Source organism: Salmonella sp. SJTUF15570 (assembly GCF_043357055.1).
Lineage (GTDB): Bacteria > Pseudomonadota > Gammaproteobacteria > Enterobacterales > Enterobacteriaceae > Salmonella > Salmonella enterica.
Window position 1 is genome coordinate 219,592 of record NZ_JBEUKJ010000005.1, and the last position, 26,614, is coordinate 246,205.

22 protein-coding genes and 1 pseudogene are annotated in these 26,614 nt (G+C 48.8%); 14 read left to right on the forward strand and 9 right to left on the reverse strand.

Going from position 1 to position 26,614, the window contains the following annotated elements; translation table 11 throughout:
* The 8 genes from ABVN44_RS12120 (at position 1) to ABVN44_RS12155 (ending at position 7,977) form a co-directional block, all read left to right on the forward strand.
* Complete coding sequence (locus ABVN44_RS12120) at positions 1-1,395, forward strand: PTS galactitol transporter subunit IIC (protein ID WP_024147325.1); 1,395 nt, start codon at positions 1-3, stop codon at positions 1,393-1,395.
* A 77-nt stretch (positions 1,396-1,472) separates the two neighbouring features.
* A complete protein-coding gene (locus tag ABVN44_RS12125) occupies positions 1,473-2,984 on the forward strand; it encodes an L-fuculokinase (protein WP_023231843.1) in 1,512 nt (503 codons plus the stop codon).
* Positions 2,984-4,018, forward strand: a complete 1,035-nt coding sequence (locus ABVN44_RS12130) for a zinc-dependent dehydrogenase (protein ID WP_023218028.1) — start codon at positions 2,984-2,986, stop codon at positions 4,016-4,018. The genes ABVN44_RS12125 and ABVN44_RS12130 overlap by 1 nt, the downstream gene beginning before the upstream one ends.
* A gap of 186 nt (positions 4,019-4,204) precedes the next feature.
* Positions 4,205-4,948, forward strand: a complete 744-nt coding sequence (locus ABVN44_RS12135; RefSeq protein ID WP_023218029.1) for a GntR family transcriptional regulator — start codon at positions 4,205-4,207, stop codon at positions 4,946-4,948.
* A gap of 5 nt (positions 4,949-4,953) precedes the next feature.
* The gene (locus tag ABVN44_RS12140) at positions 4,954-5,793 is read left to right on the forward strand and encodes a class II aldolase (protein WP_023218030.1); all 840 of its coding nucleotides are present in this window, start codon (positions 4,954-4,956) and stop codon (positions 5,791-5,793) included.
* A gap of 41 nt (positions 5,794-5,834) precedes the next feature.
* Positions 5,835-6,107: an HPr family phosphocarrier protein gene (locus ABVN44_RS12145; RefSeq protein WP_023218031.1), complete on the forward strand. Its 273-nt coding sequence runs from the start codon at positions 5,835-5,837 to the stop codon at positions 6,105-6,107.
* 70 nt (positions 6,108-6,177) lie between these two features.
* Positions 6,178-6,960 (forward strand): 5'/3'-nucleotidase SurE, encoded by a 783-nt coding sequence (gene surE / locus ABVN44_RS12150; RefSeq protein ID WP_023218032.1) that lies wholly within the window; start codon positions 6,178-6,180, stop codon positions 6,958-6,960.
* Positions 6,961-7,056: 96 nt separating this feature from the next.
* Positions 7,057-7,977: a galactitol-1-phosphate 5-dehydrogenase gene (locus ABVN44_RS12155; protein WP_063054244.1), complete on the forward strand. Its 921-nt coding sequence runs from the start codon at positions 7,057-7,059 to the stop codon at positions 7,975-7,977.
* Between the two features lie 162 nt (positions 7,978-8,139).
* On the opposite strand, the pseudogene ABVN44_RS12160 reads toward ABVN44_RS12155, so the two are convergent.
* Positions 8,140-8,337: pseudogene (locus tag ABVN44_RS12160) on the reverse strand (ISNCY family transposase); the annotation flags it as partial.
* 80 nt (positions 8,338-8,417) lie between these two features.
* Between ABVN44_RS12160 and ABVN44_RS12165 the strand changes: the two are divergent.
* Complete coding sequence (locus ABVN44_RS12165; protein WP_023231782.1) at positions 8,418-8,675, forward strand: DUF1493 family protein; 258 nt, start codon at positions 8,418-8,420, stop codon at positions 8,673-8,675.
* Positions 8,676-8,952: 277 nt separating this feature from the next.
* Here the strand turns inward: ABVN44_RS12165 and ABVN44_RS12170 are convergent, their stop codons facing one another.
* Complete coding sequence (locus ABVN44_RS12170; RefSeq protein ID WP_023231783.1) at positions 8,953-9,138, reverse strand: DUF29 family protein; 186 nt, start codon at positions 9,136-9,138, stop codon at positions 8,953-8,955.
* A 400-nt stretch (positions 9,139-9,538) separates the two neighbouring features.
* On the opposite strand from ABVN44_RS12170, the gene ABVN44_RS12175 reads away from it, so the two are divergent.
* Both ABVN44_RS12175 and ABVN44_RS12180 read left to right on the forward strand, forming a co-directional pair.
* Positions 9,539-10,447 carry a LysR family transcriptional regulator gene (locus ABVN44_RS12175; protein ID WP_001176641.1) on the forward strand — a complete coding sequence of 303 codons (909 nt, stop codon included), beginning with the start codon at positions 9,539-9,541 and terminating at the stop codon, positions 10,445-10,447.
* Positions 10,448-10,620: 173 nt separating this feature from the next.
* On the forward strand, positions 10,621-11,601 hold the full coding sequence (locus tag ABVN44_RS12180; RefSeq protein WP_023138151.1) for a nitronate monooxygenase family protein: 981 nt from the start codon (positions 10,621-10,623) through the stop codon (positions 11,599-11,601).
* 254 nt (positions 11,602-11,855) lie between these two features.
* On the opposite strand, the gene ABVN44_RS12185 is transcribed toward ABVN44_RS12180, so the two are convergent.
* Positions 11,856-13,322, reverse strand: coding sequence for a hypothetical protein (locus ABVN44_RS12185; protein ID WP_000987827.1), 1,467 nt, complete (start codon positions 13,320-13,322; stop codon positions 11,856-11,858).
* Between the two features lie 257 nt (positions 13,323-13,579).
* On the opposite strand from ABVN44_RS12185, the gene ABVN44_RS12190 reads away from it, so the two are divergent.
* The 3 genes from ABVN44_RS12190 (at position 13,580) to ABVN44_RS12200 (ending at position 17,397) form a co-directional block, all read left to right on the forward strand.
* On the forward strand, positions 13,580-14,587 hold the full coding sequence (locus ABVN44_RS12190) for a LacI family DNA-binding transcriptional regulator (RefSeq protein ID WP_000201071.1): 1,008 nt from the start codon (positions 13,580-13,582) through the stop codon (positions 14,585-14,587).
* Positions 14,588-14,730: 143 nt separating this feature from the next.
* Positions 14,731-16,182, forward strand: a complete 1,452-nt coding sequence (gene nhaC, locus ABVN44_RS12195) for a Na+/H+ antiporter NhaC (RefSeq protein ID WP_001276631.1) — start codon at positions 14,731-14,733, stop codon at positions 16,180-16,182.
* 12 nt (positions 16,183-16,194) lie between these two features.
* Positions 16,195-17,397 carry a MalY/PatB family protein gene (locus ABVN44_RS12200; protein ID WP_048348838.1) on the forward strand — a complete coding sequence of 401 codons (1,203 nt, stop codon included), beginning with the start codon at positions 16,195-16,197 and terminating at the stop codon, positions 17,395-17,397.
* Positions 17,398-17,510: 113 nt separating this feature from the next.
* On the opposite strand, the gene glgX is transcribed toward ABVN44_RS12200, so the two are convergent.
* The 6 genes from glgX to ABVN44_RS12230 all read right to left on the reverse strand — a co-directional run bounded on the left by glgX (position 17,511) and on the right by ABVN44_RS12230 (position 26,119).
* A complete protein-coding gene (gene glgX, locus ABVN44_RS12205) occupies positions 17,511-19,586 on the reverse strand; it encodes a glycogen debranching protein GlgX (protein WP_048348837.1) in 2,076 nt (691 codons plus the stop codon).
* A 56-nt stretch (positions 19,587-19,642) separates the two neighbouring features.
* Positions 19,643-22,171, reverse strand: coding sequence for a malto-oligosyltrehalose synthase (gene treY, locus ABVN44_RS12210; protein ID WP_129339455.1), 2,529 nt, complete (start codon positions 22,169-22,171; stop codon positions 19,643-19,645).
* Entirely contained in the window at positions 22,168-23,952 is a 1,785-nt protein-coding gene (gene treZ, locus ABVN44_RS12215; protein WP_048348835.1) for a malto-oligosyltrehalose trehalohydrolase, read from the reverse strand. The genes treY and treZ overlap by 4 nt, the downstream gene beginning before the upstream one ends.
* Positions 23,953-24,080: 128 nt before the next feature.
* Positions 24,081-24,866, reverse strand: coding sequence for an OBAP family protein (locus tag ABVN44_RS12220; RefSeq protein WP_000698598.1), 786 nt, complete (start codon positions 24,864-24,866; stop codon positions 24,081-24,083).
* A 142-nt stretch (positions 24,867-25,008) separates the two neighbouring features.
* On the reverse strand, positions 25,009-25,338 hold the full coding sequence (hdeB, locus tag ABVN44_RS12225; RefSeq protein WP_001032161.1) for an acid-activated periplasmic chaperone HdeB: 330 nt from the start codon (positions 25,336-25,338) through the stop codon (positions 25,009-25,011).
* Between the two features lie 349 nt (positions 25,339-25,687).
* Positions 25,688-26,119 carry an OsmC family protein gene (locus tag ABVN44_RS12230; protein ID WP_000152297.1) on the reverse strand — a complete coding sequence of 144 codons (432 nt, stop codon included), beginning with the start codon at positions 26,117-26,119 and terminating at the stop codon, positions 25,688-25,690.
* Positions 26,120-26,614 lie beyond the last annotated feature (495 nt).

Below are 26,614 nucleotides of genomic sequence, written 5' to 3' on the forward strand. Positions count from 1 at the left end.
ATGATGGATAAAGTATTTTCCGCCGTCCAGTATATTCTGGGGCTCGGTCCGACGGTCATGTTGCCGATAATTATATTTATCATGGCAATGTGTCTTCAGACCGGTTTTAGCCGGGCAATACGCTCGGCGCTGACCATCGGCATGGGTTTCATCGGTATCTTCCTGGTTTTTGGCTTACTGGTCGACAGTCTGGGGCCAGCAGCCAAAGAAATGGTCAACCACACTGGAATCGATTTACCGGTTGTAGACCTGGGTTGGACTCCACTGGCAGCTATTGCATGGGCTTCTCAGATCGCGCCGTTTGTTGTACCTATGACGATTGGTATTAACGTTTTGATGCTGACGTTGAACTGGACCAAGACGGTTGATATTGATGTCTGGAACTTCTGGCATTTCTCGATGGTTGGCGCCATGGTTTACGGGGTAACCGGTAATTTCTTCTTTGGCCTGCTGATTGCCGGTGCCACAGCAGCAATTACGTTTGTGATGGCTGACTGGTGTGCCCCGATGATTCAGAAATATTTCAATCTACCGGGAATTTCCCTGCCAACTTTATCATCGGTTATTTTCTTCCCGATCGGTGTGTTAGGTAATATGGTGCTTGATAAAGTACCGGGCATCAACAAACTGAATGCCGATCCAGATCAGATCCAGAAACGTTTTGGTGTCTTTGGCGAGCCGATGATGTTAGGGGTCATTCTGGGAGCAGGGATTGGCCTGCTGGCAGAATACGATTTCAAAGGCGTCCTTAACCTGGCGATGAGTCTGGGGGCCGTGATGTTGATTATGCCCCGCATGGTTAAGTTACTGATGGAAGGTCTATTGCCTCTGTCAGACGCCGTGCGTAGCTTCCTTAAGAAGCGTTACCCTGATCGTCACGATTTGTATATCGGCCTGGACATCGCCGTTGCGGTTGGGCATCCGTCCGTACTGTCCACAGCACTCCTGCTGATCCCGGTCGCTGTATTGCTATCCGTGGTTCTGCCGGGTAACCGCTTGCTGCCACTGGGTGACCTGGCGAACATCTGGGTACCGATTTCCATGGTAGTGCTGGCCTGTCGTGGCAATATTGTCAGAGCATTTATCATTGGTATTCCATGCCTGGCAGTGAATTTGTATGTGGCTTCAGCAGCAGCGCCGATACTGACGAAAATTGCCCGGGATATGAATTTCCCAGTGAAAACAGGCGGTGAAATTTCTAGCCTGCTGGACGGTGGTAACCCGTATCGTTTCTGGGCAGTCAAAATCTTTGAAGGAAATACCATTGCCCTGGTGCTTATTCCCGTCATCTTCCTGTTGTGCCTGTGGCTATATCGTGTCACCAAAAAACAGCTAAAAGCAGACGAGATAGCAGAAAATGAAGCAATCTCGACTGATATTCCGGTAGCAAAATAAGCCTGTCTATTCAGAAGCAGAAAGTTCTGCTTCTGAATCAAACAAACGTTGTCCCTTGCAAAAAAAAGGGGAGAGTGATGTATACGATCGGGATCGATATTGGCACGACCAATTGTAAGGTGTGTTTGTTCGAAATTCCTTCTCTGGAATTAATTAATCAGTACAGATTTGAGACGCCCAAAATTGAAGACGGAGAAAATACTGATTTTAATGTTCGCCTCATCTGGGAAGGCGTTCTTTATGGCCTCAAAACAATAACCAATAATCTGGGTGATGCAGAGCAAATTCGTGCAGTAGCGGTCGCCAGTGTTGGCGAAGCCGGTGTCCTGCTTGATAATAATGATGATGTTGTGGGCCCGGCACTGACCTGGTATGACACCCGTCCGAAACAGCAGTTGGAAAACATTATTTCTGCCATGGATATAGAGCATATCTATGAAATTACAGGTATCCCTGCGCATTCGAATTACAGCATCAACAAAATTAAGTGGTTGCAGGATAATATCAGCAGTGTCCACGAAGGCTGGAAATGGTTATGTCTGGCGGAATATATTGCCTTCAAATTATCCGGCGTGAAACGCTCGGAATATTCCCTGGCATCACGGACGATGGCATTAAACATCACTGATATGAACTGGGATGAGCAGCTCATTCATGCGGCTGAACTTTCTCCTTCTTTATTCAGTCCGTTGGTCCAGGCCGGGGTGGCGATTGGTACCGTCACATCTGATGTTTCTGAACTGACTGGATTGACTACGCATACCCATGTCGCCATCGCAGGGCATGATCATATGTGCGGTTCCGTAGCGGTGGGACTGACCCGTGAAGATCAGATCCTTAATTCAACAGGAACGACGGAGGGATTACTGGTGGTGACCGAATCGGTCAATAACTCCGGACGTTTTTTCCGCGCCAGAGTGTCTAATGGTGTGCATGTGCTTCCGGGGCTTCATTCCCTTTATGCCTCACTGCCTTCTGCCGGGTATGCCATTGAATGGTTCAGAAACCTTTTTGAATTGGATATGTCCGCATTCCTGAGAATGGTGGATACCCTGCGTAACGAGCAGGATATGGCTGTGGCCAGTGCGCTTGACGGTATCTTTATACCCCATCTGCGGGGCAGCGGTCCCCCGGACAGAAATACCTGGTCCCGGGCATTAATTTACGGTCTTGATGATAAATCCCGACCGCAGGATGTTTTGCGCTTTGTGTTCCAGGGATTGTGTTTTGAACTTCGCAATCTGCTGGATTTATACGAAACGCTGACAGGGAATAATTACCCTGTAGTGAATGTGATTGGCGCTGCCTGCAAAAACCCATACTGGTTACAGCTTAAGGCCAATATTCTTAACCGGGAAATCGTGGCATGTAATGTCAATGAGGCCGTGAGCAAAGGGGCCGCCATGCTGGCTGCGAAAGCTGTCGGTGTGGAAGTGGAGTGCCTGCCCGGAACAAGTGAAGAACAGACCCGACGCTACCTGCCGGAGAGTGATGCCGTGACTCACTATCAGGCAATTTACACTCAGGTCTACAAACCGCTTTATGAATCCAAGATGCGTACTGAGCGTCTCTGCAATGGAGTTAACTAATGAAAGCCAGTGTTTACTACAGTAAAAATGATATCCGCTATGAAGATGTTGAGGAGCCAGAAATTGGCGACGGGGACATGCTCATCAAAATGCACTCCTGTGGCTTGTGCGGTACTGACATTCATAAAGCGCAGCACCAGACGGTGACCGGTCCGATTATCCTCGGTCATGAAGTATCGGGAGAAGTGGTGAAAGTTGGCAAGGATGTTACACGCTACCGGGTTGGCGAACGTGTAGTGACTGCCATTCATGTTCCCTGCTTTAACTGCCATTACTGTGACAGGGGGTTCTTCACTCTGTGTGATCAGTTCAAGAAAACGAATCTGGAACCCGGTGGGTTTAGTGAGTTTATTCGTATCCCGCGCCAGCATGTTGAACATCTGACGCATCGTATTATCGACAGTCTTGACTGGGACCGGGCAGCAATGATTGAGCCTGTTGCCTGCTGCTTACATGGTCTGAAATCTTCCAACATTCATCCAAAAGATACGGTGCTGGTTCTGGGCTCCGGGACCATTGGGCTGGTCAGCGCTCAGCTGGCGGCGCTGAAAGGTGCCTCGACCGTGATTGTTTCTGACCTTTCCCGGTTCAAGCGTGAACTGGCACTGAAGGTGGGAGTAACCCACGCGATCGACCCGGCAAAAGAAGATATTGAAACCCGCGTGGCAGAAATCACCCAGGGTAAAGGTCCGGATGTCGTCATCATCGCCGCCGGGGTCTCGTCACTGGTTTCTCAGGCCGTGAACGTTGTACGTCGCGGGGGAAGAATCGTTGTGTTCTCACCATTTGATAAGAATCCTGTCGTAGAAATTGATGCTGGCAGGTTGTTCCGCGACGAAATTTCAATCGTTGGCACTTATTCACTGACGCCATATGACATGAAGGAAGCGATTGAGATTGTGGAAAAAGACAAAATCAATACGAAGGACATGATCACTCATACCTGGCCACTGTCCCGTATTGCTGAAGCAATTGATTTTGCTTCCAATCCGGATAATGACGTACTGAAAGTCATTATCAAAGCTGACGAATGACGGATGTGCCTCTGTATGCCTGTGCAGGGGCTCTCATCTCAACAGAATGTAAAGGTTAACGTATGGTTTTAAGTGTGTGAGCTGAAACTGTGAAGTAGGTCATATAGTTAATTTTTTAAAAACGCTGTACTATCAGGAGTTGTTCATACTTGTATACAGATGATCTAAACACGGGAGAAGCATCACATGAGTACCATACTGCAGGATTCTGAAGTTCCATTATATATGCAGGTTTCAGAATGGGTTCGCGGAAAAATTTATAAAGGTGAGCTGGGTAAAGGGGACAGGATCCCGTCTGAAAATCAGATCATGGAAATCCTACAGGTCAGCCGGGGCACGGTAAAGAAAGGTGTCACCATGCTGGTAAATGAGGGGTTACTGGTTCAGGTGCAGGGAAAGGGAACCTTTGTTAAAAAGGAAAATATCTCCTACTCACTTGGCGAAGGGTTGCTATCTTTCGCTGAATCGCTTGAAAGCCAGCACTTATCTTTTACGACTGAGGTTATTGATGCTTACATAGAGAAGGCGTCAAAAGGGGTAGCTGCAAAGTTACAGATAGAACCTGGAACACCCATTTTTTATCTTAAGCGTATCCGGAGTGTGGATGGGGAAAGGGTTATGTTAATTGAAAACAGAATCAATATTTCGCTGTGCCCGGGAATAACTGAAGTTGATTTCAATAAGCACAACCTGTTTCAGACTGTCGAAGCCATGACGGGACGAAAAATTGAATATTCGGAAAGCCGCTACGCTGCAAAAATTGTGGGCAGCGAACGAGGACACTATCTGGAAGTTAATGAAGAAGCGCCAGTGCTTCATCTGGAACAACTGGTATTCCTCGATAATCACATGCCATTTGATTTCGGTAATGTCTGGCTGAAATCAGATAAATATTATTTAGGTACTGTACTTCAACGAAGAAAGAGGTAAATCTTATGCCATTAGTAAACGGTAATATTCTGCTTGATCGCATTCGTGAAAAACGTGTTCTGGCAGGTGCATTCAATACCACTAATCTGGAAACAACCATTTCTATCCTGGACGCAATTGAGCGTTCAGGATTGCCTAACTTTATTCAGATTGCACCAACAAACGCAAAATTGTCAGGTTATGATTATATCTATGAAATCGTACGGAAACGCGCTGCGACCATGGATGTGCCAGTCAGTCTTCACCTTGACCATGGTAAAGAGCTGGATGATGTTAAGCGGGCTGTTCGTGCCGGCTTCACATCCGTGATGATTGATGGTGCAGAGTTGCCGTATGAAGAAAATATTGCGTTTACTAAAGAGGCTGTAGATTTCTGTAAATCGTTTGGCGTACCTGTAGAAGCGGAACTTGGCGCGATTCTGGGTAAAGAAGATGACCACGTCAGCGAAGCGGACTGTAAGACGGATGTTAATCAGGTTCGTCGTTTTGTGGAAGAGACCGGATGCAGCATGCTGGCGGTCTCCGTCGGAAACGTTCACGGACTGGAAGATATCCCGCGTATTGATATCCCTTTATTACAGGAGATTGCCAAAGTATGTCCGTGCCCGCTGGTTATTCATGGAGGATCCGGGATCGATGAAGCTATCATCCGTAGTTTTGTGAAATATAATGTTGTTAAGCTTAATATTGCCAGTGATCTGCGTAAGGCATTTATTACCACTGTTGGGCAAGCCTGGACGAAAAATAACAACGAAGCGAATCTGGCAAAAGTAATGTCGGGAGCGAAAGAAGCTGTGGAAGCAGATGTCTACAGTAAAATTCTGATGATGAACAAGGCATCCTGACACTTTTTCTTTTAATTCAGCAAGTAGAGTTGGATGTAAAAATGATTCGAGAAAATATTCGTGTTGTAAACAGCACGGGCCTGCACGCACGTCCTGCTGCCACATTTATTAAAACACTAAAAAAATATGAGTCTTCTGTTACGCTTATTAATAATGGTAAAGAAACCGTTATTAAAGGTCTGATGAGTGTATTAGGAGCCGGAGTAAAAGGAAAGTCCAGTATTGAAATCATCTGCGAGGGTCCTGACGAACAAATTCTGATGGATGAAATAAAAGAATTATTTGCCAGTGGCTTTGGCGAAAAAGAAGAATAAACCCCTTTATTTCCGGGAAAATTTATATCCCTGACTGGTCTCAATTTATCCCTGAAAGGGAGGTAATGCTGTGGCTCAAAAATATTTACAACGGATTTTACTTGTCAATGATGACGGTATTGATGCGCCGGGAATTAAATTGCTTGAACGTGTGGCAAAACAACTTGCTGATGAAGTCTGGGTAGTAGCACCTGCAACTGATAAAAGCGGCGTGGCTAACTCTGTCAGCCTCAGGGAGCCTGTCCGGGTGGAACAACGAGCGGAGCGCCGGTATGCCGTGCATGGTACTCCGGCTGATTGTGTCACGATGGCAGTTCGGCAGTTGATGAAGGAATGTCCTCCGCAGCTGATATTGTCAGGGATTAACAATGGTTCCAATATCGGTTTTGAGACAGTTCTTTCCGGGACGGTCGGGGCGGCAATTACTGGCCTCTTGCTCGGTGTTCCGTCGGTTGCATTAAGTCAGGACAAACGACCTGAGGATGCTGTGAACTGGCGAACCGCAGAAGCATTTTGTCTGCCCGTACTGGATACGTTAATAAGCCGGGGATTGTCTACTGACTGTTGCCTGAGTATTAATTTCCCTGATCTGCCAATGGAAGAAATCAAGGGAATTAAAGCCACGCGCCAGGGTATCGGCAAGGTGAAAGGATTACAGGTTCTTCCCACAACAGATCCACACGGAGAAAATTATTACTGGATCCGCGTGGAACATGGGGTCACCGAGTTTCCTGAACATAGTGAGGCCGGTGCGGTTTCAGAAGGATATGTGTCTGTGACGCCTTTAATGTTTGAGAGAACAGCCATGGAAAGCTGGCATCAGCTGTCCATGGATCTGAATTCAACGCAGTAGTCCCTGGTATGGCCGGTACGTTTGTCGTTGTCGCCCTTTAGGGGGCGACATTTACTCAAACTCGTGTGTTTAACCTGATACAGAAGCGAGATCACGATGAAGGCACTGAATTTGTATGGTGTACAGGATGTCCGCTATGAAGACGTGCGGAAACCTGAAATTGAAAAAGAAAATGATGTTCTGATTAAAGTAAATACAGCGGGTATATGTGGGTCTGATATATCTCGTTTCGGGAAAATAGGATCATATAATCCCGGTCTGACATGGGGGCATGAGTTTTCCGGTATCGTGGAGAGCACGGGGAGGGGGGTTACATCGGTCAGCAAAGGCGACCGCGTTACGGCCTGTAACTGCTTTCCATGCTTCCATTGCGACTACTGTAAATTTATTGAGCCATCCAGTGTGGTTGTGCATGGCATGCGGCAAGTTGATATCAAGCCGGGTAGCAGTGTGGCCATTGTCGGGTGCGGGACTATCGGCTTACTTGCCGTTCAATGGGCAAAAATCTGCGGTGCGGGGGACGTGTTCGCATTTGATACCGACGAAGCTAAACTCGCGGTCGCGACGAAAACAGGGGCAACGGAAACTTTCTGCGTCAAAGATGAAAACTATTTATCCCGGTTCCATGAAATCACCTATGACAAAGGTGTCGATATCGTTTTTGAATCATCTGGTAATGCTGCTGGGATTAGCTCATCGCTGCTTCTGGCGGCAAAAGGCGGCGCGGTAGTACTGCTGGGCATACCTTATGGGGACGTTGCTTTACCCCGGCTGAATTTTGAAAAAATTGTGCGTAATGAACTGAAAGTCATTGGTTCCTGGAACTCTATGTCTGCACCGTTTCCTGGAAAAGAATGGCAGACATCCATCCATTATCTCAGTTCTGGAAAGATTGATGTATCCCCATTGATTACCCGGCAGGTTCGGATGGAAGATGTTCCATCACTTTTGCCAGAGCTTTACAACCGAAAATCGTTTTTCGTTAAGGTCCTGATCAACGTTGAAGCGTTATCCTGAGGAACGTGTGGAAGATTGCATTTCTCATCATCACTCTTGTTTTATATGGGAGTATCATGAAACCGCTGCATGAGCTTCTTATTCTGAATCATTTTTATTACTGCTTTCTTTTGGCGATTAAACTCAGAAAATGCAATCTTCCCTCGGTGAATGATATTCGTGAACCAGTTTGGTAAATTCAAGTGTGCGTCCGAGTCGTTTGTTGTCTACGATAGCCCCCTGGCCGATTTCCAGGAGCCGATCACAGGTGGAGTAGGGAAGAACAGCGTCATTAAGGCGGAGTTCTTTAAGACCATCCGGGTAGTGCCAGACCTCGATATACTTCCCGATAGCCCTGCGGCTTAACTCATCATGTACCAAAGACTGATTCAGCCTCACCAAAGCGGAGGTGCATTTCGGCGCTCGTCCTTCAAACGCATTGCCAGAGGAAGCGATAAAATATGGTAAGTGATACTCTTGAACAGCGGATTTATGAACTGGTAAGAAGCCATGATGGAATTTACCTTTTTAAGAAAAAAGAACTGACACCGTCAACAGATTTGGATTCAGATCTGCGGTTGGAAGATGATGAAGCACTGGCATTGATGGATGATTTTTTTACGACATTCAATGTAGATAAAGGGAATTTCTCGATCACAACATACTATCCGCCAGAACCACCGCTAAAGCATTTGCTTAATCCGTTTCGCAAAAACTGACTGATTCACGCTGGGGGGCTGCTTTTCGCCTTCCGCTATTATGGTGCGCATAATGTATATTATGTTAAATACACCAGAACATTTAAAAGACATGTTAAGGCGGCTGGATTCGTGCATGTCAAAAAACTTCTGGCCCATAAGTTTGATCCCTTCCCTACCGTGACGCTGCGCGAATTCTGTTGATTTGCACCCGCTATCCTGCACACGATTTCACGCAGCACACGCCGCGCAGGCATAAAAAACCGGCCATTGTGACTGATTCGTCACTGTCAGTGTGTCAGTCCGGGATGAAATCGTCGCGCAGCGCATCAGCGAGCGCCCACGGCATTTCAGACGGAAAACTCTTTTCACGCGCTGCAGATAACACGGCATCGCCGTAGGACTCAACAGCCATTTCCGACAGTTCCCGTTTTAATGACGGGCTTTCCAGACGACGGGCAATTTTCCTGCGCTGCGCTGACATGGGCTAAAAAATCAATGGGAACCTCATTTCATGAGGTTTGATTATTCACTGTCTGCCAATGTCTTGCATTCACACTCGCCACCTACACTGGCGGCGGTCAAACATAATCGGCTCGTATTTTAGCGTCGCGCCTGGCATGACCTGCACATGCGTAACCGTATCGCCTGGCCTGTTTGTTTTTGTATACGCGCAGCCGAACATCCAAAAAGGTTGCGAAGAATTGGTAGCGATTTTACAAATGGCATGTCTTACCTCAATCACCCGGTAAAAGTCATATATCGATAGCAGTATGTTACTCCAGATGAAACAAGCAGCTCAGAAAGGGATATGTTCCAGCAGACAGGAATGTTATAAGGAGCTTCCCCCTTCGACACAAATAATGGTTGAGGACTGAGAACAGATGCAGCTGAATATGCTGGAAGCCATGAATATTTATGTCAATGTGGTAGAGCAAGGGAGCTTTATCCGCGCGGCGGAGGTGCTTGAACTGCACCGCCCTGCTGTTACCCGCGCTGTTCAGAATCTGGAACATGATCTGGGCGTTAAGCTCCTGCATCGCACAACACGACAGGTCAGTATGACGGATGAAGGGGAAGAGTTTTACCAGCGTTGCCTGTCGCTCTTAAGCGAGCTGGACGACGTCCGGCGATTATTTTCCAGCACGCAACCGCCGAAAGGCCGCCTGCGCCTTGACGTCCCTATTACGCTCGCCCGGGCAGTCATCATTCCGGCTCTTGGAGATTTTCAGAACCGATACCCGGATATTGAGATTGTACTTGGCACGTCCGATCGCAAGATTGATTTGATTGCCGAGCGTGTGGACTGCGTCATACGACTTGGTGAGCTTAATGACTCCAGTTTTGTTGCCAGACGTCTGGGTACGGCAGCCATGGTGACTTGTGCTGCGCCATCTTATCTTGCGAAGCATGGCACGCCGCACTCTATCGATGAGCTGATGAAGTCCCACCGGGCTGTAAATTTTTTCAGTAATCACAGCCTGCAGATAATGGAGTGGAAATTCACGGTTGATGGCAGTATCGCGTCAATAAAAATTCCCTCCAGCATCCTGGTAGACAATTCAGAAGCGTTTCTTTCATGCGGGCTGGCGGGGTTGGGTGTTCTACACGGATTGCGTCCGTCTCTTGCACCCTTTATTGCCAGTGGAGAGCTGACAGAGATCCTCACTGATTTCCCGCCCCCGCCAAAACCGGTTTCACTGCTTTACCCGGATCGTCGGTATCTGGCACCTAAAGTCCGCGTATTCATCGACTGGCTGTGCGAGGTTTTTGGTCCGGATGCACATCTCTGATAACGCTCTTTCGTGCATACCCGACCTGAAGATTGTTACTTTATCAGTAATTCTGTTTTAAAGATTGGATGGTTTTTCGTAACAATAAAGAGGTTTAAGATCTTCTTCAGATTAATTAACTACCACAGTCGCCTAAAAGGCTGGCTGAAAATTTGTTCGAAGGAGATCACGTCATGAAGTACAACCGTATCTGCCAGATCCTGGGTATCGAAAAACCTGTTATACAAGGCCCACTGTCCTGGCTTACCGATGCAAGACTGGTTGCAGCCGTAAGCAACGCCGGTGGTTTGGGTGTGCTTGGCCCAAATGCGGGCTTAACAGCGGAAACTGCTGTATCAACGCCTGAAGAAACAGCAGAAAAAATGCGTGAAGAAATTCGTAAAACCAAAAAACTTACCGAAAAACCATTCGGGGTGAACCTTATTCCAACCCCTGAAAACGACATCTGGACTCCGCCTATCCTACAGGTAATAAAGGAAGAGGGAGTAAAAGCTGTTGTTTATACCGGTTACGGAGAAGGAGCTATTATCACTTCGCTGTTTAATGAACTAAAAGAGTCGGGTATTGCAATTATTTACCGCGATATTAATCCGACACCTGAAAATACACGTTTAGCGGAAAAAGCCGGCGCCGACATTATTGTTGCAACAGGTTTTGATGAAGGTGGCACATTGCCTGGCACCGCGCTTGGCACCTTTTCGATCGTGCCGCTGATTGCGGACTCGGTGAAGAGTGTTCCCGTCATGGCTGCAGGCGGGATTACCGATAGCCGTACCGCCCGTGCTGCCCATGCGCTGGGAGCAGAGGGTGTCTTTGCTGGTTCGGTGTTTATTGGGACAGAAGAAAGCCGTGTGCCGCAGTCAGTAAAGGATAAAATCATTAATGCTAACGGCCTGGATTTGCTGCTTTTCCGTACCCTGCCAGATTACTACCGCTCACTTCCTGGCAAGCTGGCTGACAAGCTCGTGTCGATGGATAAAGCTGGTGCAAGCAATGAAGAACTGGCCCAGACGATGGGAGGTTTACGCGGGTTGCGTATCGGCATGCTGGAAGGTAATACAGATGAAGGATACATTGCGCTGGGCACGGGCATTGGAAATATCCGCAGCATCAAGAGCGTAGCTGAGGTCGTGAACGAGCTGGCTATTTGTTAAGGGCAGTACTGACTGCAAAAGCAATCGAACTTTGCGAAACGGCCTGGCGCGCAGCGGCCCTCTGACACAAGATGTGGTAGTGTTTTCAGACATTGAAACGCCATAGGCTGTATTCCTCCCCTACCCTGTGACTACCGGCTCACCACCGGACAAGCCGCTGTGCTTATCAGCAAAGCCGAAATGATTGTTTGAGTAACTTTACGACAATTGCTTCAAAAACTGACTTCCGCTACCAGACGGTATACACAGTATGACTATTTCTTTTTATATGCCCCATACAAAAGCGATACGGGTGTTTTTTCTAATATCTGGATTTCATTTTTATGTGCTTTATGTTCACTAAAAATATCTGCCAGACTTTTACCTCCAAAGGCCAGGCCAATTCCCGTTGCTGCTGCTGAAAGTAATGTCAATTGCGGCATGGCAAGTGAAGCTATACCTAACGTGGCTGTTCCTGCAAAAATTAATCCAGATGAGATCTTTTTTTTCTTTGAATTCTTAATGGCTGATTCATGCGACTTTCCATACTCTTCGACCACATTGATTAAATGTTTTGAAAAATTATCTGCCGCATCTTGCATTTGATCTGGTGTTTTTCCTTGCAAGTCATGCCTTGAGATTCTTAGTTCATGCCTTAAGGATTCCAGTTGACCTCTTTCTCTAATCTTTTTTAATTCCAGATCGGAAAGCGCAGTAAGGAATTTTACTTCCGCGGCTGAAAGGCCCATTGTAATCGCTTGCTCTTCAGAAGAAAGAGGATTTAATTTACCATAATCCTTGACCAACTGCTCCGTAGTCCATTCATGTAAAAACATATGGTTACTATAAATAACCGGATCAATGCCTAATAGTGTTGCCGATAATTGAGTTGATCGTTGTGCATAAATTGCACCTTCAACCTTACCCAGTAAGGTTGCTATAGCTGACGGCAGATCGTAATCCAGAAGATCTACCTCTCTTGTTGTAAAACTCTTTAAATCTGTATCGTAAACCCAGACTTCTTTTTCGATGTTATTGAAATTATTAAGCAATGTTTTTAATAATTCTTTATTTGTTAGGATCTTCTGGAATGTTTCTTCATTTCTCCCAAAGTGCTCAAGAAACGCTAAATAAGTAGCGTAATCCATTTTTCTATCTTTAAAAAAGAGCTGGCTTAGAAAAGCGGCAGATTGTTCATGATTGCGTTCTTTATCAAAATCCAGTAATTCAGGAACGATTAGAAAAATTGGATAATCATCATCAATAGTCATAAACGGGATGGCGCGAAATAGATTAGAAACATGTTCAAGTAATACCAACCTGCGCATGCGGACATAACTATTATCTGGTGGCAATGACAAAAATGAATGCAGTGAGCTAAGAGAAGGAAAATGTAATGGATCAACCATTATGATGCTATCAAAATAAATCCCCAAAGATCTAAGGTGATTAGATATGTTATAACCAAAGCGTTGAATCGGAAGTAATAATCGATAACTTTTAGACGCCCGCACTTCTGTTATAAGCGCCGCGGCGTGAGTATCCCAAAATTTATTTAGCAACACGATTAGGTTTGTAAGTTGATTATCTAACTCGGGAGAGCTAATTAGCTCCTTCAGGATGAATCTACGTAATTCTTTCAGTTCTAAATTTCTAAACGCATATTTATATTTTTCAGAAAAAGCGTTTTCCATCAATAAAACATATTCATTCTGTATGCTTTTTGTAATACTACTCATCATCTATCTCCGAACCACCACGCAACGATTTCCCAGTGTAGTGGTTCTTATCATGTGTATATTGTTAGTCATGTTATCGTAGAAAATTCAGTGGTCAATAACTCATTGAGGTAGCTACTAAAATTTGCAGTTACCAGGATTTAGGATGATTTTAAAAATGTTTATAAATTCAGGCTGCGCCGCAGTGATTGCACTGATTTCCACGTAACATGATAATCAATGGCTTTGATACCCTTTAAACGAACAAATATGAGCTTAACATGGCGACAATAAAGGATGTTGCATCTTTGGCCGGTGTATCAACCGCGACTGTATCACGTGTCATTAACCAGACCGCGTGGGTTGAACCCGTCACGCGCGAACGTGTAGAGAAAGCCATGCGCGATCTCAATTATCGCCGGAATGCCGCCGCTATCGCGCTGGCGAAACGTAGCGGCGATATGCTCGGATTGTTAACCGGCAATCTGGCTGATCCTTTTTTTGCCCACCTTGCTCGCGGCGTAGAAGATGTTTCTCGTAAGCAGCAGTATCGCTTGATGGTATGTAGCGGCGGCCACGACGAAGAAATGGAAAAAGCGGGACTGGATTTTCTGGTTAATCAAGGTTGTGAGGCTATTGTTGTACACGCCAGCCGATTACCGGATAAAGAGCTGCTGCGCTACGCAGCCCACTTTCCAGCGCTGGTTGTTGTGAATCGTTATATCGCCGGTATGGCCAACCGGTGTATCTGGCTGGAAAATCGCAGCGCCGCCAGGGAAGCGACCCGATATCTCCTGGCGAACGGGCATCGGCGCATTGCCTGTGTGACATCTGACTTGCCAATTATCGATCGTCAGGAACGCCTTGATGGTTACCGTGAGGCGCTGGAAGAATATGGTATTTCTCCAGACCCTCGCTGGGTGATTAGCGTTCCGTTTAACGAAGAAGGCGGCGAGCGGGCCGCGCATCAACTTATTAATAGCGGGCTTCCCCTTACGGCAGCGGTCACGTTTAACGATGTGATGGCCGCTGGCATTATGCGTATTCTTCATCAACGCGGCGTTCAGCTTCCGCAACAGCTCTCTATTGTCGGCTTTGATGATGTGGTGCTGGCCCGGTATCTTTATCCGGCGTTAACAACAATGCATTATCCGGTCGAACAAATGGCGCGTTGTGCCGCGCAACTGGCGATACAGTTATACCAGGGCATTACGCCGCCGCCCAGCAGCAATCATTTCAATGCCGAACTGGTGATCCGCGATTCTGTCGCGCCCTATTTTTCACGGTGAATGCGTCGTCAACAGTAAAAACTGTGATGGCTATCAAATTAACCCCTCTCATGTAATCGGTTACATGGACGAAAGTAATGGATCACAGTAGTGGGAAGCGTATCCCCCTACCCTTGAGCTACCTTACTGACCGGAGCTCCATTATGAGTGCATCACAAAACAAGAAGAAAACGCTGTCATTGGGTTTAGCGCTAATCCCAGTCATCTCCATGTTGTTATTGTTGATTATCGGTTACGGCATCATGGGGCTACGTATCGAACCGCTCCTTCTGTGCTCTGCGGCGGTAGCGGCAGGCATTGCATGGTGGCAAGGATACTGTTGGGAAGACATCATCAACTCAGTGGTGGATAAGCTGGCTAAAGCAATGCCGGTTATCATGATCCTGATCTGCGTGGGCGGTTTGATTGGCACCTGGATGTTTAGCGGCACCATTCCCTACATGGTGTACTGGGGGCTAAAACTCATAAGCCCGGAATATATTTTGATTGCAGCCTTCTTTTTAACCAGCGTGGTCTCCGTCTGTACCGGTACATCGTGGGGGTCCGCTGGGACGGTTGGCGTTGCGTTAATGGGGGTTGCCGCCGGGCTGGACGTGTCTCTTGCAGCAGCAGCTGGCGCCGTCGTTTCTGGCGCTTATTTCGGCGACAAAATCTCACCGTTGTCCGACTCGACTAACTTTGCCGCGATTGTCGCAGACACTACTCTGTTTGAGCATATTCAGCATTTACTTTGGACGACCCTGCCAAGTTTCCTGCTTGCCGCCGTGGTTTATCTTATCGCCGGACACAGTAATATGCTGGGCGAGGTGGCCACGCCGCAGCGCGTTACGGACATCATCCACTCACTGGAGTCGCTATACCATTTTAATATTGTTCTTATTTTGCCGCCGGTGATCGTACTGTGGGGCGCAATTCGCAAGAAGCCTGTCATCCCATTAATGTTAAGCGCCTGCGTACTTGCCTTATTCCTTGGCGTCATCATGCAGGGACTGAGCATCAAACAGGGACTGGACGCTTTCATTGATGGATTTGATATCGCCATGTTCCCACAAGGCGCAGAAGGTGTCGTGGCCGATGTTCCACGCCTGCTAAACCGGGGCGGAATGTTCTCGATGATGGGAACAATACTGTTAGTTTTCTGCGCTTTTTCATTTGCCGGAGCGCTAACGTTAACCGGCGCGTTAACGATCATCATTAACCGACTGCTGACCATTATTCATAGCGTTGGTCAACTCATTGCCGCCACTATCGGCACCACAATTTTGGTCACAGGAGCGACCAGCGACGGTAAACTGGCATTGTTAGTTCCCGCCGAACTGTTTAAAGATGCCTATCGTCGTATGGGGCTGGATACTAAAAACCTTTCACGGACGATAGAAGATGCCGGTACCGTTATCGAACCTCTCCTGCCGTGGACCTCGGCTGGCGTCTACATGGCAACCACGCTGGGCGTTAGCACGCTTGATCTTCTGCCCTGGGCTATCCAATGCTATGCGGCAATCTTCTTCGCATTAATTTATGGTTTTAGCGGAATTGGTATTGCCAGAACTGCCTCCGCCTCAGAAAAGTCGCCGCAATCGTCAGTGACGGAATAATAAGGAAACAAGATGGATTTTAACCAGATTATCAATCGCAACAATACTGGTTCGGTAAAGTGGGATTTTATTGAGCGTCACTTTGGCGACGGCGCTGGGAAACTGCTGCCAATGTGGGTTTCTGATTTCGATTTTGCCTGCCCGCCTGAGGTTCAGGCGGCATTGCATCAGCGAATCGAGCACGGCGTATTTGGCTATAGCGAACGTGATGAGGCCTATTTTAACGCCCTGCTTCACTGGTTTTCGTCACGCCACCAGCTTACGTTAAAACAGGAATGGGTATGCAGCGTGGAAGGCGTCGTACCAGGGTTGGCGCTCTTAGTGCAAATGTTGACGCATCCAGGCGACGGCGTAGTGGTACAGGGACCATACTATGGCTCCTTCGCCAAAATAATCACGCTTAATGGTAGAAAACTGCTGGAGAATCCCCTTAGCGAGTCGCCGGACGATGGCTATCAGATGGATTTTTGCCAACTGGAAAGGCTGTTTCGCCATGAGCGCCCTCCGCTGATGATTTTGTGTAATCCACATAATCCAACCGGGCGTTGCTGGTCGGCCAACGAGCTGGAGCAACTGCTTTTATTATGTGAAGCTTATGATGTCACTCTCATCTCGGATGAAATATGGGCCGATCTATTGCTGCCCGGCGAAACCTTTACCTCGGTACTGCATTTAGGGGAGCGCTGGCATAAACGGGTCATCTCCGCCACTGCGGCCAGCAAAACGTTTGGCTTATCGTCGTTGCGAATTTCTAATTTTCTCATTCCCGATCCTACGCTTCGCCAGCGATTCCTGTCTCGTCTGGACGCTCATGGGCTGGACGTCTTTAACGCCCTCTCCGTTCAGGCGGCGACTACCGCATGGAATGAAAGCAGACAGTGGCTGGATTCGCTACTGGATTACCTGGCGGAAAACCGCCGCTGGTTTGTTGAACAGGCGACAGATCACCTTCCCTGGGCAAGAATTGTCCCGGCGCAGGGAACCTATTTATTATGGATGGATTGTAAAAAACTGGGACTGGATGACGAACAGCTAAAATGGGTAATGGCGGATGTCGCGGGTATTGCTCCTTCAATGGGCAGCGGCTTTGGCCCGGCGGGCAGCGGATTTATCCGTTTAAATCTGGGATGTCCACGTACCTACCTTGAAATGGCAATAGACGGCCTGAAGCGAATATCGGTGAAGACAATCAAAGGAATACCAACAGGCGGATGAATTTTTCGGGCGGTAAACTGACAACGGTGTTATTTCTGCGACATGATATCGCCTGAGCGCCAGTAAAAAAACCGGCCATCAAGGCCGGTTGGGTCCGGAGCGCAGTTTTACTATCAGGGGCGTCTGAATAATACGATGCTGCGCCCGGCCAGATCGAAATCCATTTCTTCGGCAATCCGCATTCCCTGCTGCGCGTTATCGGCAGTCGTCAGTTCAAGTACCCAGCCGCCTTCTCCCCACATCGGAATACGGAACGGTACGCTGCCTTCAAACGGATTGAAAAGCAGTAAGGCGTCATGCCAGATCCCCGCTTCCGGCTGGAGATCGGGACGACTAATGCATACGCCTATGGTCGATCCCTCATCCCATTGTTCGGATTGCTGCGCCCCTCCGCCGGCGTTAAACCAGCGGATCTCCAGACCGTCACGCCAGCTCTCCCGGCGCAGCAACGGTTGCGTGGCGCGCAGTTGAATCAGATGACGGGTAAACTCTCGTAGCGCATTGGCGGTTTCCGGCAAATTATCCCAGTGGACCCACGATATTTCACTGTCCTGACAGTAGCCGTTATTATTGCCCATCTGACTGCGGCCAAACTCATCGCCCGCTAATAACATCGGCGTGCCGTGCGAGAAAAGCAAGGTGGTCAGGAAATTGCGTTTCTGTTGCTCGCGTATCGCATTGATGCCTTCGTCGTCGGTTGGCCCTTCTGCGCCATAGTTACAGGAGCGGTTATCATTATGCCCGTCATTATTATCTTCGCCATTGGCTTCATTATGTTTGTCGTTATAAGACACCAGATCGTTCAGCGTGAAGCCGTCATGGGCAGTAATAAAGTTAACGCTTGACCAGGGGCGACGGCCGCGCAAATCATAGAGATCGCCGGAACCCAGCAGGCGTGCGGCGAAATCATTTGTGACGTTGTCACCTTTCCAGTATTCGCGTACCGTATCTCGGTATTTATCATTCCATTCGCCCCACCCTGGTGGAAAGCCGCCAACCTGATAGCCGCCCGGTCCGATATCCCAGGGTTCGCCAATCAGTTTCAGTTTTGCCAGCACCGGGTCTTGCGTTACCGCATCAAAAAAGCCGCCTCTCTGATCAAAGCCTTCCGGCTCACGACCAAGAATGGTGCCCAAATCAAAACGAAAGCCGTCGACATGCATTGACTCCGCCCAATAGCGAAGGGAATCCATCACCATTTGCAGTACCCGTGGATGAGAGGTATTGACGGTATTACCTGTCCCTGTATCGTTAATGTAATAGCGATGCTGATCGGGCATCGTGCGATAGTAAGAGAAGTTATCGATACCTTTAAATGACAGCGTGGGGCCAAGTTCATTCCCTTCTGCCGTATGGTTATAGACCACGTCCAGTATCACTTCGACGCCGGCATCATGGAAAGCGCGTACCATATCGCGGAATCCCTGAATACCTTTTGGACCATAGTAGCGCGTCGCCGGCGCAAAAAAGCCCAGCGAGTTGTATCCCCAGAAATTTTTCAGTCCTTTATCGAGCAGATGCTGATCGTCCGGGAACCAGTGAACGGGTAAAAGCTCGACGGAGGTAATCCCCAGACTTTTAATGTAATCCACGCTGGCTTTATGCCCCATGCCCTCAAACGTACCGCGTAGAGGCTCAGGGATCGCGGAATTAAGCTGGGTAAAGCCTTTTACATGCGTTTCATAAATAATGGCGTTCGACCACGGTATGGAAGGCCGTTGTCTATCCTCCCAATTCGCCTCAGCCGGATCAATCACCCGGCATTTAGGCGTAAATGGCGCGCTATCCTGGTCATCAAAGGTCAAATCTTTATCGTCATGAAGTAATTGATACGCGAAATGCGCATCGTTCCACTGAATATCGCCCACCAGCTCACGGGCATAAGGGTCAATAAGCAGCTTATTGGGGTTAAAACGATGACCATTTTCCGGGTCATAAGGACCGTAAACGCGGTACCCATACAGCGCGCCGGGCTGCAAATTCGGGACATAGCCGTGCCATATTTCGTCGGTATATTCCGGTAACTCCAGACGAGCGATTTCATGCTCCCCGCTCGGATCGTAAAGACACAGCTCGACGCGTTCCGCATGGGCGGAAAAAATAGCGAAATTCACGCCTTCGCCGTCATAATTTGCGCCAAGCGTATGGCTGTATCCTGATCTGATTTCAAAAGCCCTGTTTGTTGTCATTCTCTTTCTCCACCCACGGTAAACGTTGTCCTGTCACGGCACATCAACACATAAACTCAGTCGCTCATTAAAACCAGTACGCCGCCCTGATGTGAGGCCAACGACAGGTGTTCACCAGGCATTAACCTCTCCTGGGTAAGCACATTGCGATAACGATGCTGATTAAGCTGTCCGGGTATAATAATGTCGGTTCCTGCCCAGAAACCGCTATGCGATTGCGACAATAAGCCGTCACATTCGGCCAACACCAGTCGGGGCGCAACAACAATCAGCGCATCATCATGATTAACTCTGGCGTAAGCGATGACCTTGTCGGCACGCTGACCAACAGCCCGCAGCGGTATATAGTCGCCAAAACGGAAGAGCTCCTGATTCTGCTGACGCAGACGCAGTAATGCAGCGGTGACATACTGATTCACCTGCCCGTTCAGCCAACTCTCTTCGCGCGAGAAAACTCCCGGCGTCAGTTGGTCTAACTGCTGCGCCAGCGTGGCGAAATCCGGTTCGCGGCGGTTGTCGGGATCGACAAGACTAAAATTTAACGCCTCGCTCCCCTGATAGATATCAGGTACCCCCGGCGCGGTTAATTTGATAACGGTCTGCGTCAGGCTGTTAACCAGCCCTGCGCGGATGAAGGGTTGCAAGGAACAATAAAAATCCTGCAAAAATGTCTGATTATCCGGCGTCAGTAAATAACGGGCGTAATCAAGCATTGCCGTTTCGTAAGCCTCATTACTGTCCACCCAATCGGTACGTAGCTTCGCTTCGCGTAGCGCTTTCTCCACAAAAGCTTCAAAGCGTGTTTTCAGCGTGTTTAAACCTGTTTCGTCCTGTGGTTGTAGCATCGGGGGCCAGACGCCGGTCAGCGCCTGATATAACATCCACGTATCCGCCGATTTTGGCGCAGTGCCATCATTTAAAAATTTGACATGGGTCTGGTTCATCTGCCGCCAGCGGGCAAGGCATTCGCTCCACTGTTCCGGCGCTTCGGTAAGCGTATACAGGCGTGCTCGCGCATCCTCGCCTCGCTTGGTATCGTGGGTCGACGTACCGGATAACGCATCAGGCTGTCGCGCCTGTCGGGTTTTCATCTCATGGTGAAAGCGTTCAATGGAGAAGTGATGCGTGACGGGCTCGGCGCCGACTTCATTTAACGCCAGTCCCATGTTTTGACGAAAGAAAAGCGTATCCTCTACCGATTTCGCCATCAGCGGACCGGTGAGTTGTTGGAATCGAACGCGAAACTGTGTCGCCTCCTCCTGGCTGGAGGCGGGAACATCGCCGGTAAGAAGGCGGCTCAGAAATGTAAGCGCTTCTGGCTGCGGAGGATTTTCAAGCGTCTTTACCCGTTCCACAATACGGTGTAACAGGCAAATATCGGTCGGCGGTAGCCCTTCTGCCGTGCCGTAAGTGCGATATACGGGAAAGGCAATTAATAACTCGCGTAACGCCTGCCGAACGACGCTCTCTTCCTGTGCGATCTGTAGCTCGCTGGCAATCGACAGCGCAAGCGCGAGCAGCCGGGTAAATTCCCCCTCGAAATTGCGATCGACCATCAGCAATTTAGCCGCCCGTAATTCCGCCCGCATATCCACTGGCGCGCCTTTAACGGTCTCGTAAGCCTGGCGCAGATTGTCTATCTGCTCATCGTCAACCAGCACCTCCGCCAGCGAGGCGATAAATTCATAGCCTGTGGTGCCGGAAACCGGCCAGTCATCAGGAAGTTGCTCGCCTTTAGCGAGAATTTTTTCCACGGTGATATAGCACGCCGGCCCCACTTCCTGACGTAAACGCGCAAGATAGGCTTTCGGATCGGCAAGGCCGTCGATATGATCGATACGTAAACCGTCAACCGCCCCCGTTCTGACCAGCTCCAGAATCAGCCGATGTGTATCGTCGAAGACGGTTTTATCTTCCACCCGCATTCCTACCAGCCCTGTGACCTCAAAGAAACGCCGATATGAGAGCGAGCGAGCGGCATCGCGCCAGGACATTAATTTCCACGGCTGGCGCTCATGCAAATCAGCAATAGCGGCTTTATCGGTAAGCGCCAGTATTTCAGCCTCGCGCCCCTGCCACGTCGCCGGCGCAAGCGGATAATAGTTATCATAATAGGCGAACGTGGGTTTACCCGTAGCGGGATCGGGCTTGATCGCAATTTCTCCGTTTTCCAGCACGGCGTCAAACGTGTCGCCTAAAAAAGGCAGCGTCAGTCGGCGCGACCAGTCAATATCGAAATGGCGCGCGTAACGGCTCTCCTTGCCATATTCAAGCACGTCGCGCCACCAGGCGTTTTCCAGCGAGCTGGCCATGTGATTAGGCACAATATCGATGATCAATCCCAGACCTTGTGCTTTAAGTTCAGCCACCAGTCTTTCAAATCCTTCGCGCCCGCCAATAGAAGGCTCAATCTCATTCGCATCGGTGACATCATAACCATGCGTTGACGCTTTGGTGGCGGTAAAGATGGGTGAGGCATAAAGATGGCTGATACCCAGATTTTTAAGGTAAGGCACCAGCGCCGCAGCGCGGTCGAAGGTCATGCCATTGCGAAACTGAAGACGATACGTTGCAGTTGGGATCATGATGCAGACTCTCCCTGGGCTAAGCGGACAATAAGAGAATGTTGGAAAAGCGACCCGGTGGATTCATTCGGCCAGGCGAAGAGAGTCTTACCCGGTAAATCGGGCAGTAATACCGTCGTGGCGCTAATATTCAGCGCCAGTGACAGTGTTCCTCCCGGAAAACGCCAGCTAACGGCAATAAACCCGGGCGCGGTTTGCAATACCGTTCCTGAGCTCTCACGGGCAGCGGACAACAGCGGCACAATATGCTTCTGGCGCAAAAGCAGTAGTTCGCGGGTAAATGCCAGCCACGCTTTACCCTCTTCACTGTGCTGTTGCTTCCAGTTAAGTTTTGAGCGTTGAAAGGTCTCTGGCGCATTCGGGTCCGGAACATTTTCCCCTGCATGATCGGCAAACTCTTTTGCGCGACCTTCACGAACGGCGCGGGCTAAATCCCCATGGAAATCGGTAAAAAAAAGAAAAGGACGGCTTTCGCCATACTCTTCGCCCATAAAAAGCAGCGGAATATGCGGTGAAAGCAGCAACGTGGCGAGCAATACTTTTGTTCGTTCAGCACCCGCCAGGGTTATCAGTCTGTCGCCCTGGGCGCGGTTACCGACCTGATCGTGATTCTGAATAAAATCCACAAAAGCGACCGGGGGTTGTCCGGTACTTTTTACGCCGCGAGGTTCGCCGGTTTGTGATGAAATTTCTCCCTGATAAGCGAATCCTTCGGCCAGCGCTCTTGCGAGGTGTTTTTCCGGGGCATCAGCAAAATCGTTGTAGTAGGCCTGGGTCTCTCCGGTCGCAAAAACGTGGACGGCATTATGAAAATCGTCATTCCATTCGGCGGTAAACAGCGGCGCATTGCCATCCTGATCACGGGGATGCAGAGAAATAATATTGCGGCTATCTTCGGTGGTCAGATGAATGGGTCTGTCGGTAATGTCTTCCCGAATACGTTGTGCGATTTCAACCAGCACATGCCTGGCGCTACTGTCCTCAATCTGATCGATAGCGTCAAAGCGTAAGCCGTCGAGATGGTATTCTGTCAGCCAGTATAACGGCGCCTCGATGATATAGCGCCGCACGGCGTCGACATCATAGGCGATACCATTTCCCCACGGCGTCATGCGCTCTTTGTGGAAAAACGCCGGCGCCAATAGCGGTAAATAATTTCCCTCCGGGCCGAAATGGTTCAGCACAATATCCAGGACGACGGAAAGACCATACCCATGCGCGGCGTCAATAAACGCCTTGAAATCATCCGGCGTCCCATAGGCTGAATGCGGCGCGTAAAGCAGTACGCCGTCATAGCCCCAGCCGCGTTCGCCGCCAAATTGCGCAACGGGCATCACTTCAATAACGGTAACGCCGAGTTCAGCGAGATAAGGCAGCTTCGCTATTGCGGCGCGGAAGGTGCCTTCCGGAGTGAACGTGCCTGTATGCATCTCGTACACCACGGCCTGCTCCCAACGGCTACCTTTCCACCCGGTGTTGTGCCACGCGTAGCTGCCTGGATCAACCACATATGACGGACCGTTGACGTCAGTTTTTTGGGCGCGGGAAGCCGGATCGGGGACCACCATGCCATCGCTGAGTACAAAGTTATATTCCGTACCTGGTGTCACCCCGGAGACGTCCAGCGTAAACCAGCCGTCACCGCTCGCCTGCATTTCCTGGTCTTTACCCGCAAGCCTGAGCATAACCTTTTGCTGACCGGTGGCCCAAAGACGAAAGCGGACAACATCAGCGGCGATATATTCAGCCCCCCAGCTTTTGCAAAAAATTTTTGAACTCATTTGTCGCTCCGTTTAACCCATAACCTCTACAACATCCGAAGAACAAGCATAGACTATGGGGCTAATCTTTACGTGACACTGTCACTTAACAGGCATTCTTTTTCGTATCTGCGTGTAAAACCGTGGAATTATTGTCGGGATTGCTCAGATGTACCGAAGTGCGCGGTATCGCCTCGCCCGTGTTCGCCAGAGCCCTGAACACGCTGTAGCTGGATAACCTCCCCCTGCTCCCAGGCGTTAGCCCCCTTAACAACGGGATGCTCAGGCAGATCCTGCCGCTCGCGTTTAATGGCCTGGGTATCAATTCCCAGACGGCGATCCCGATCGGCCAGCAGCGCGGGGTCAAGCTGCCCGTCGCCAGTAAAGCCCATCATCAGCGCAGGGATACCCATTGGCAGGGTTTTATCCCGGTCGGTATGCCAGGTGTGCCAGGTCTTGCCATAAGTATTAACAATCTTACTCATCAAGGCCTTATCAGCGACCTGCGGTAAGCCAGGCGCCACCAGGCTACCGGATTTCACCTCGTACTGGTGGCTGTGCCACAGTTTTTTCTCCTCGGGAGGAAGCGTTTTAAATAAACGTTCGCTGATAATGTACTCCACCCCCATCAGGCGCGCGTTTTTCGTATTGCCGTCGTAAATCACCGCCTGCATGACATCTTCGTTCAGGACGGTAACGTAATGGTGCGCTTCCATCTGTCCGTTTTTATCACCGCTATAAAAATGGAACCCGTCAAGGTAGGTACTGATGGCATCGACAGGTGGTCTGGATTGAATAGCCGCCGCGCCTGTTTCCAGGGTACGTAATTTGGCAGATGTTTTTTCCCCGGGAATAGGTGTTTGCGGCGGCGTATTATTGGCGCCGCATCCGGCCAGAAAAGGAATGATAAAGAGTGCCAGCGGTAAAATTTTCATTAGGTCTCCATATAGTGAAAGGGCTCTAATGAAAATAGTGCAATACCACGTGATTGGTAGAAGAAATGGAAGATGTTATTTGTGACGGTGTCACAAATAGTAAAACCCGACACACAGGCCGGGTTTTGATATCAGTTTACTCTTATTTTGAGAGTTCTTTCTTGATTTCGTCTTTTATTTTGCTTAATTCACTCTGCGGGTTTTTCTTACAAAGCTCAACGGCTAGCGGCACTGCTGTCGTCTCAGTTTCCTGGAAATCTACGTAGTCCCCGCCTTTAAAATCTTCATCTTCATTCAGCACCCAGAAAGCGACTGGCGCCATCGTCTGCGGATTGAGGTCAACAAACTCCTGGCAGCTCATACCTTTAGGCGTAACGTTTGTTTTAGTAGTATCTGTTGCCGCATTCACGCTAACACTGGTTACCAGCGCTGCCACGATAATACCTGCTGTAGCAAGGGAGAATTTATTCATTGTTGTTGCTCCAATAATTATATAAATAACCTCTACATCTGCGCGTTAACCCGTTAATGTAGAACACAGAAAATAATACCCCTCCTCTCTCAGGAATAAAGATCACCCTCCGTGATATGGCTATTATTGATATTTATGTTGACTGATTTTGATGTTTGATGAATAAAGCAACATGGCGAGCAGATTTTAGGGCGAAAAAGTAGGCCACGACAATAGCCACTGACGTGGTCTACGGCGCGTTGAGGTGATAGAAATGTGGCAGGCATTCAGATAGACCGGGAGCGAGCCCTCCGTCTGAATGTATATTCATCAGCCCGATCAACCCATCGTTACCGGGCTGGCGAGGTTATCAGGCGTTAAGCTGGTAGTCGAGGGTGATTTCCGCATTCAGAACCTGCGAAACCGGACACCCGGCTTTTGCTTTCTGGATGATTTGATCGAAAGTTGAAGCATCAATATCTGCTACCGCGACTTTGCTTTGTAGCGCAATTTTGGTAATGGCGAAGCCCGCCTCCACCTTATCAAGCGATACGTCAGCGGTGGTGTCAATGGATGTCGGCGTAAATCCAGCCTCTCCCAGCATGAGTGATAGCGCCATGGAGAAACAGGCCGCATGTGCGGCGCCGATTAACTCTTCCGGGTTGGTTCCCTGCGCGCCTTCGAACCGGGTATTGAATCCATACGGTTGTTGATTAAGCACGCCGCTTTCTGTTGATACAGTGCCTTTACCTCGTTTGATGTCGCCTTCCCAGTGTGCCTGACCTTTCTTATGGATTGTCATTTTTGCTCTCCTGTTGGCTCAAAAAATAAAGTATAGACCATGCTGCAAATCTGCGTTGTCCATGCCGATGGAGGTAGCATGTTGTCGATTACCCGCACTTCAGATATAGAAAATAGTTGTATGCTTTTTCAGTGATGAATATTAAACCAACAGGCCTCCCTTTCTTTAAAGAATATATCCCTCCTTTTGTCCTTACTTTTTCTTCCGGAGGCGCATTCCATTATGTATATTTTCATTAAAATTAAGATTTATCTTATCTCGTTGTAATAAAGGATAAAAATCGCAATAAGTAGCCTTTTAAATGTATATTAGTTGACCACCACTAGTATGAGGATATGTAATTGGCAAACGTAATATATTTTCTTCTGGGGTAAACAATTAGAGTTCCGCCTTGCGTTAAAATAACTCCAGGACTAATCTTAACCACAGCCGCAAAAATATTTGCCATGCTGAATACGAATTAATTTTCTGCGAGCCGTACTAAATAAATACATG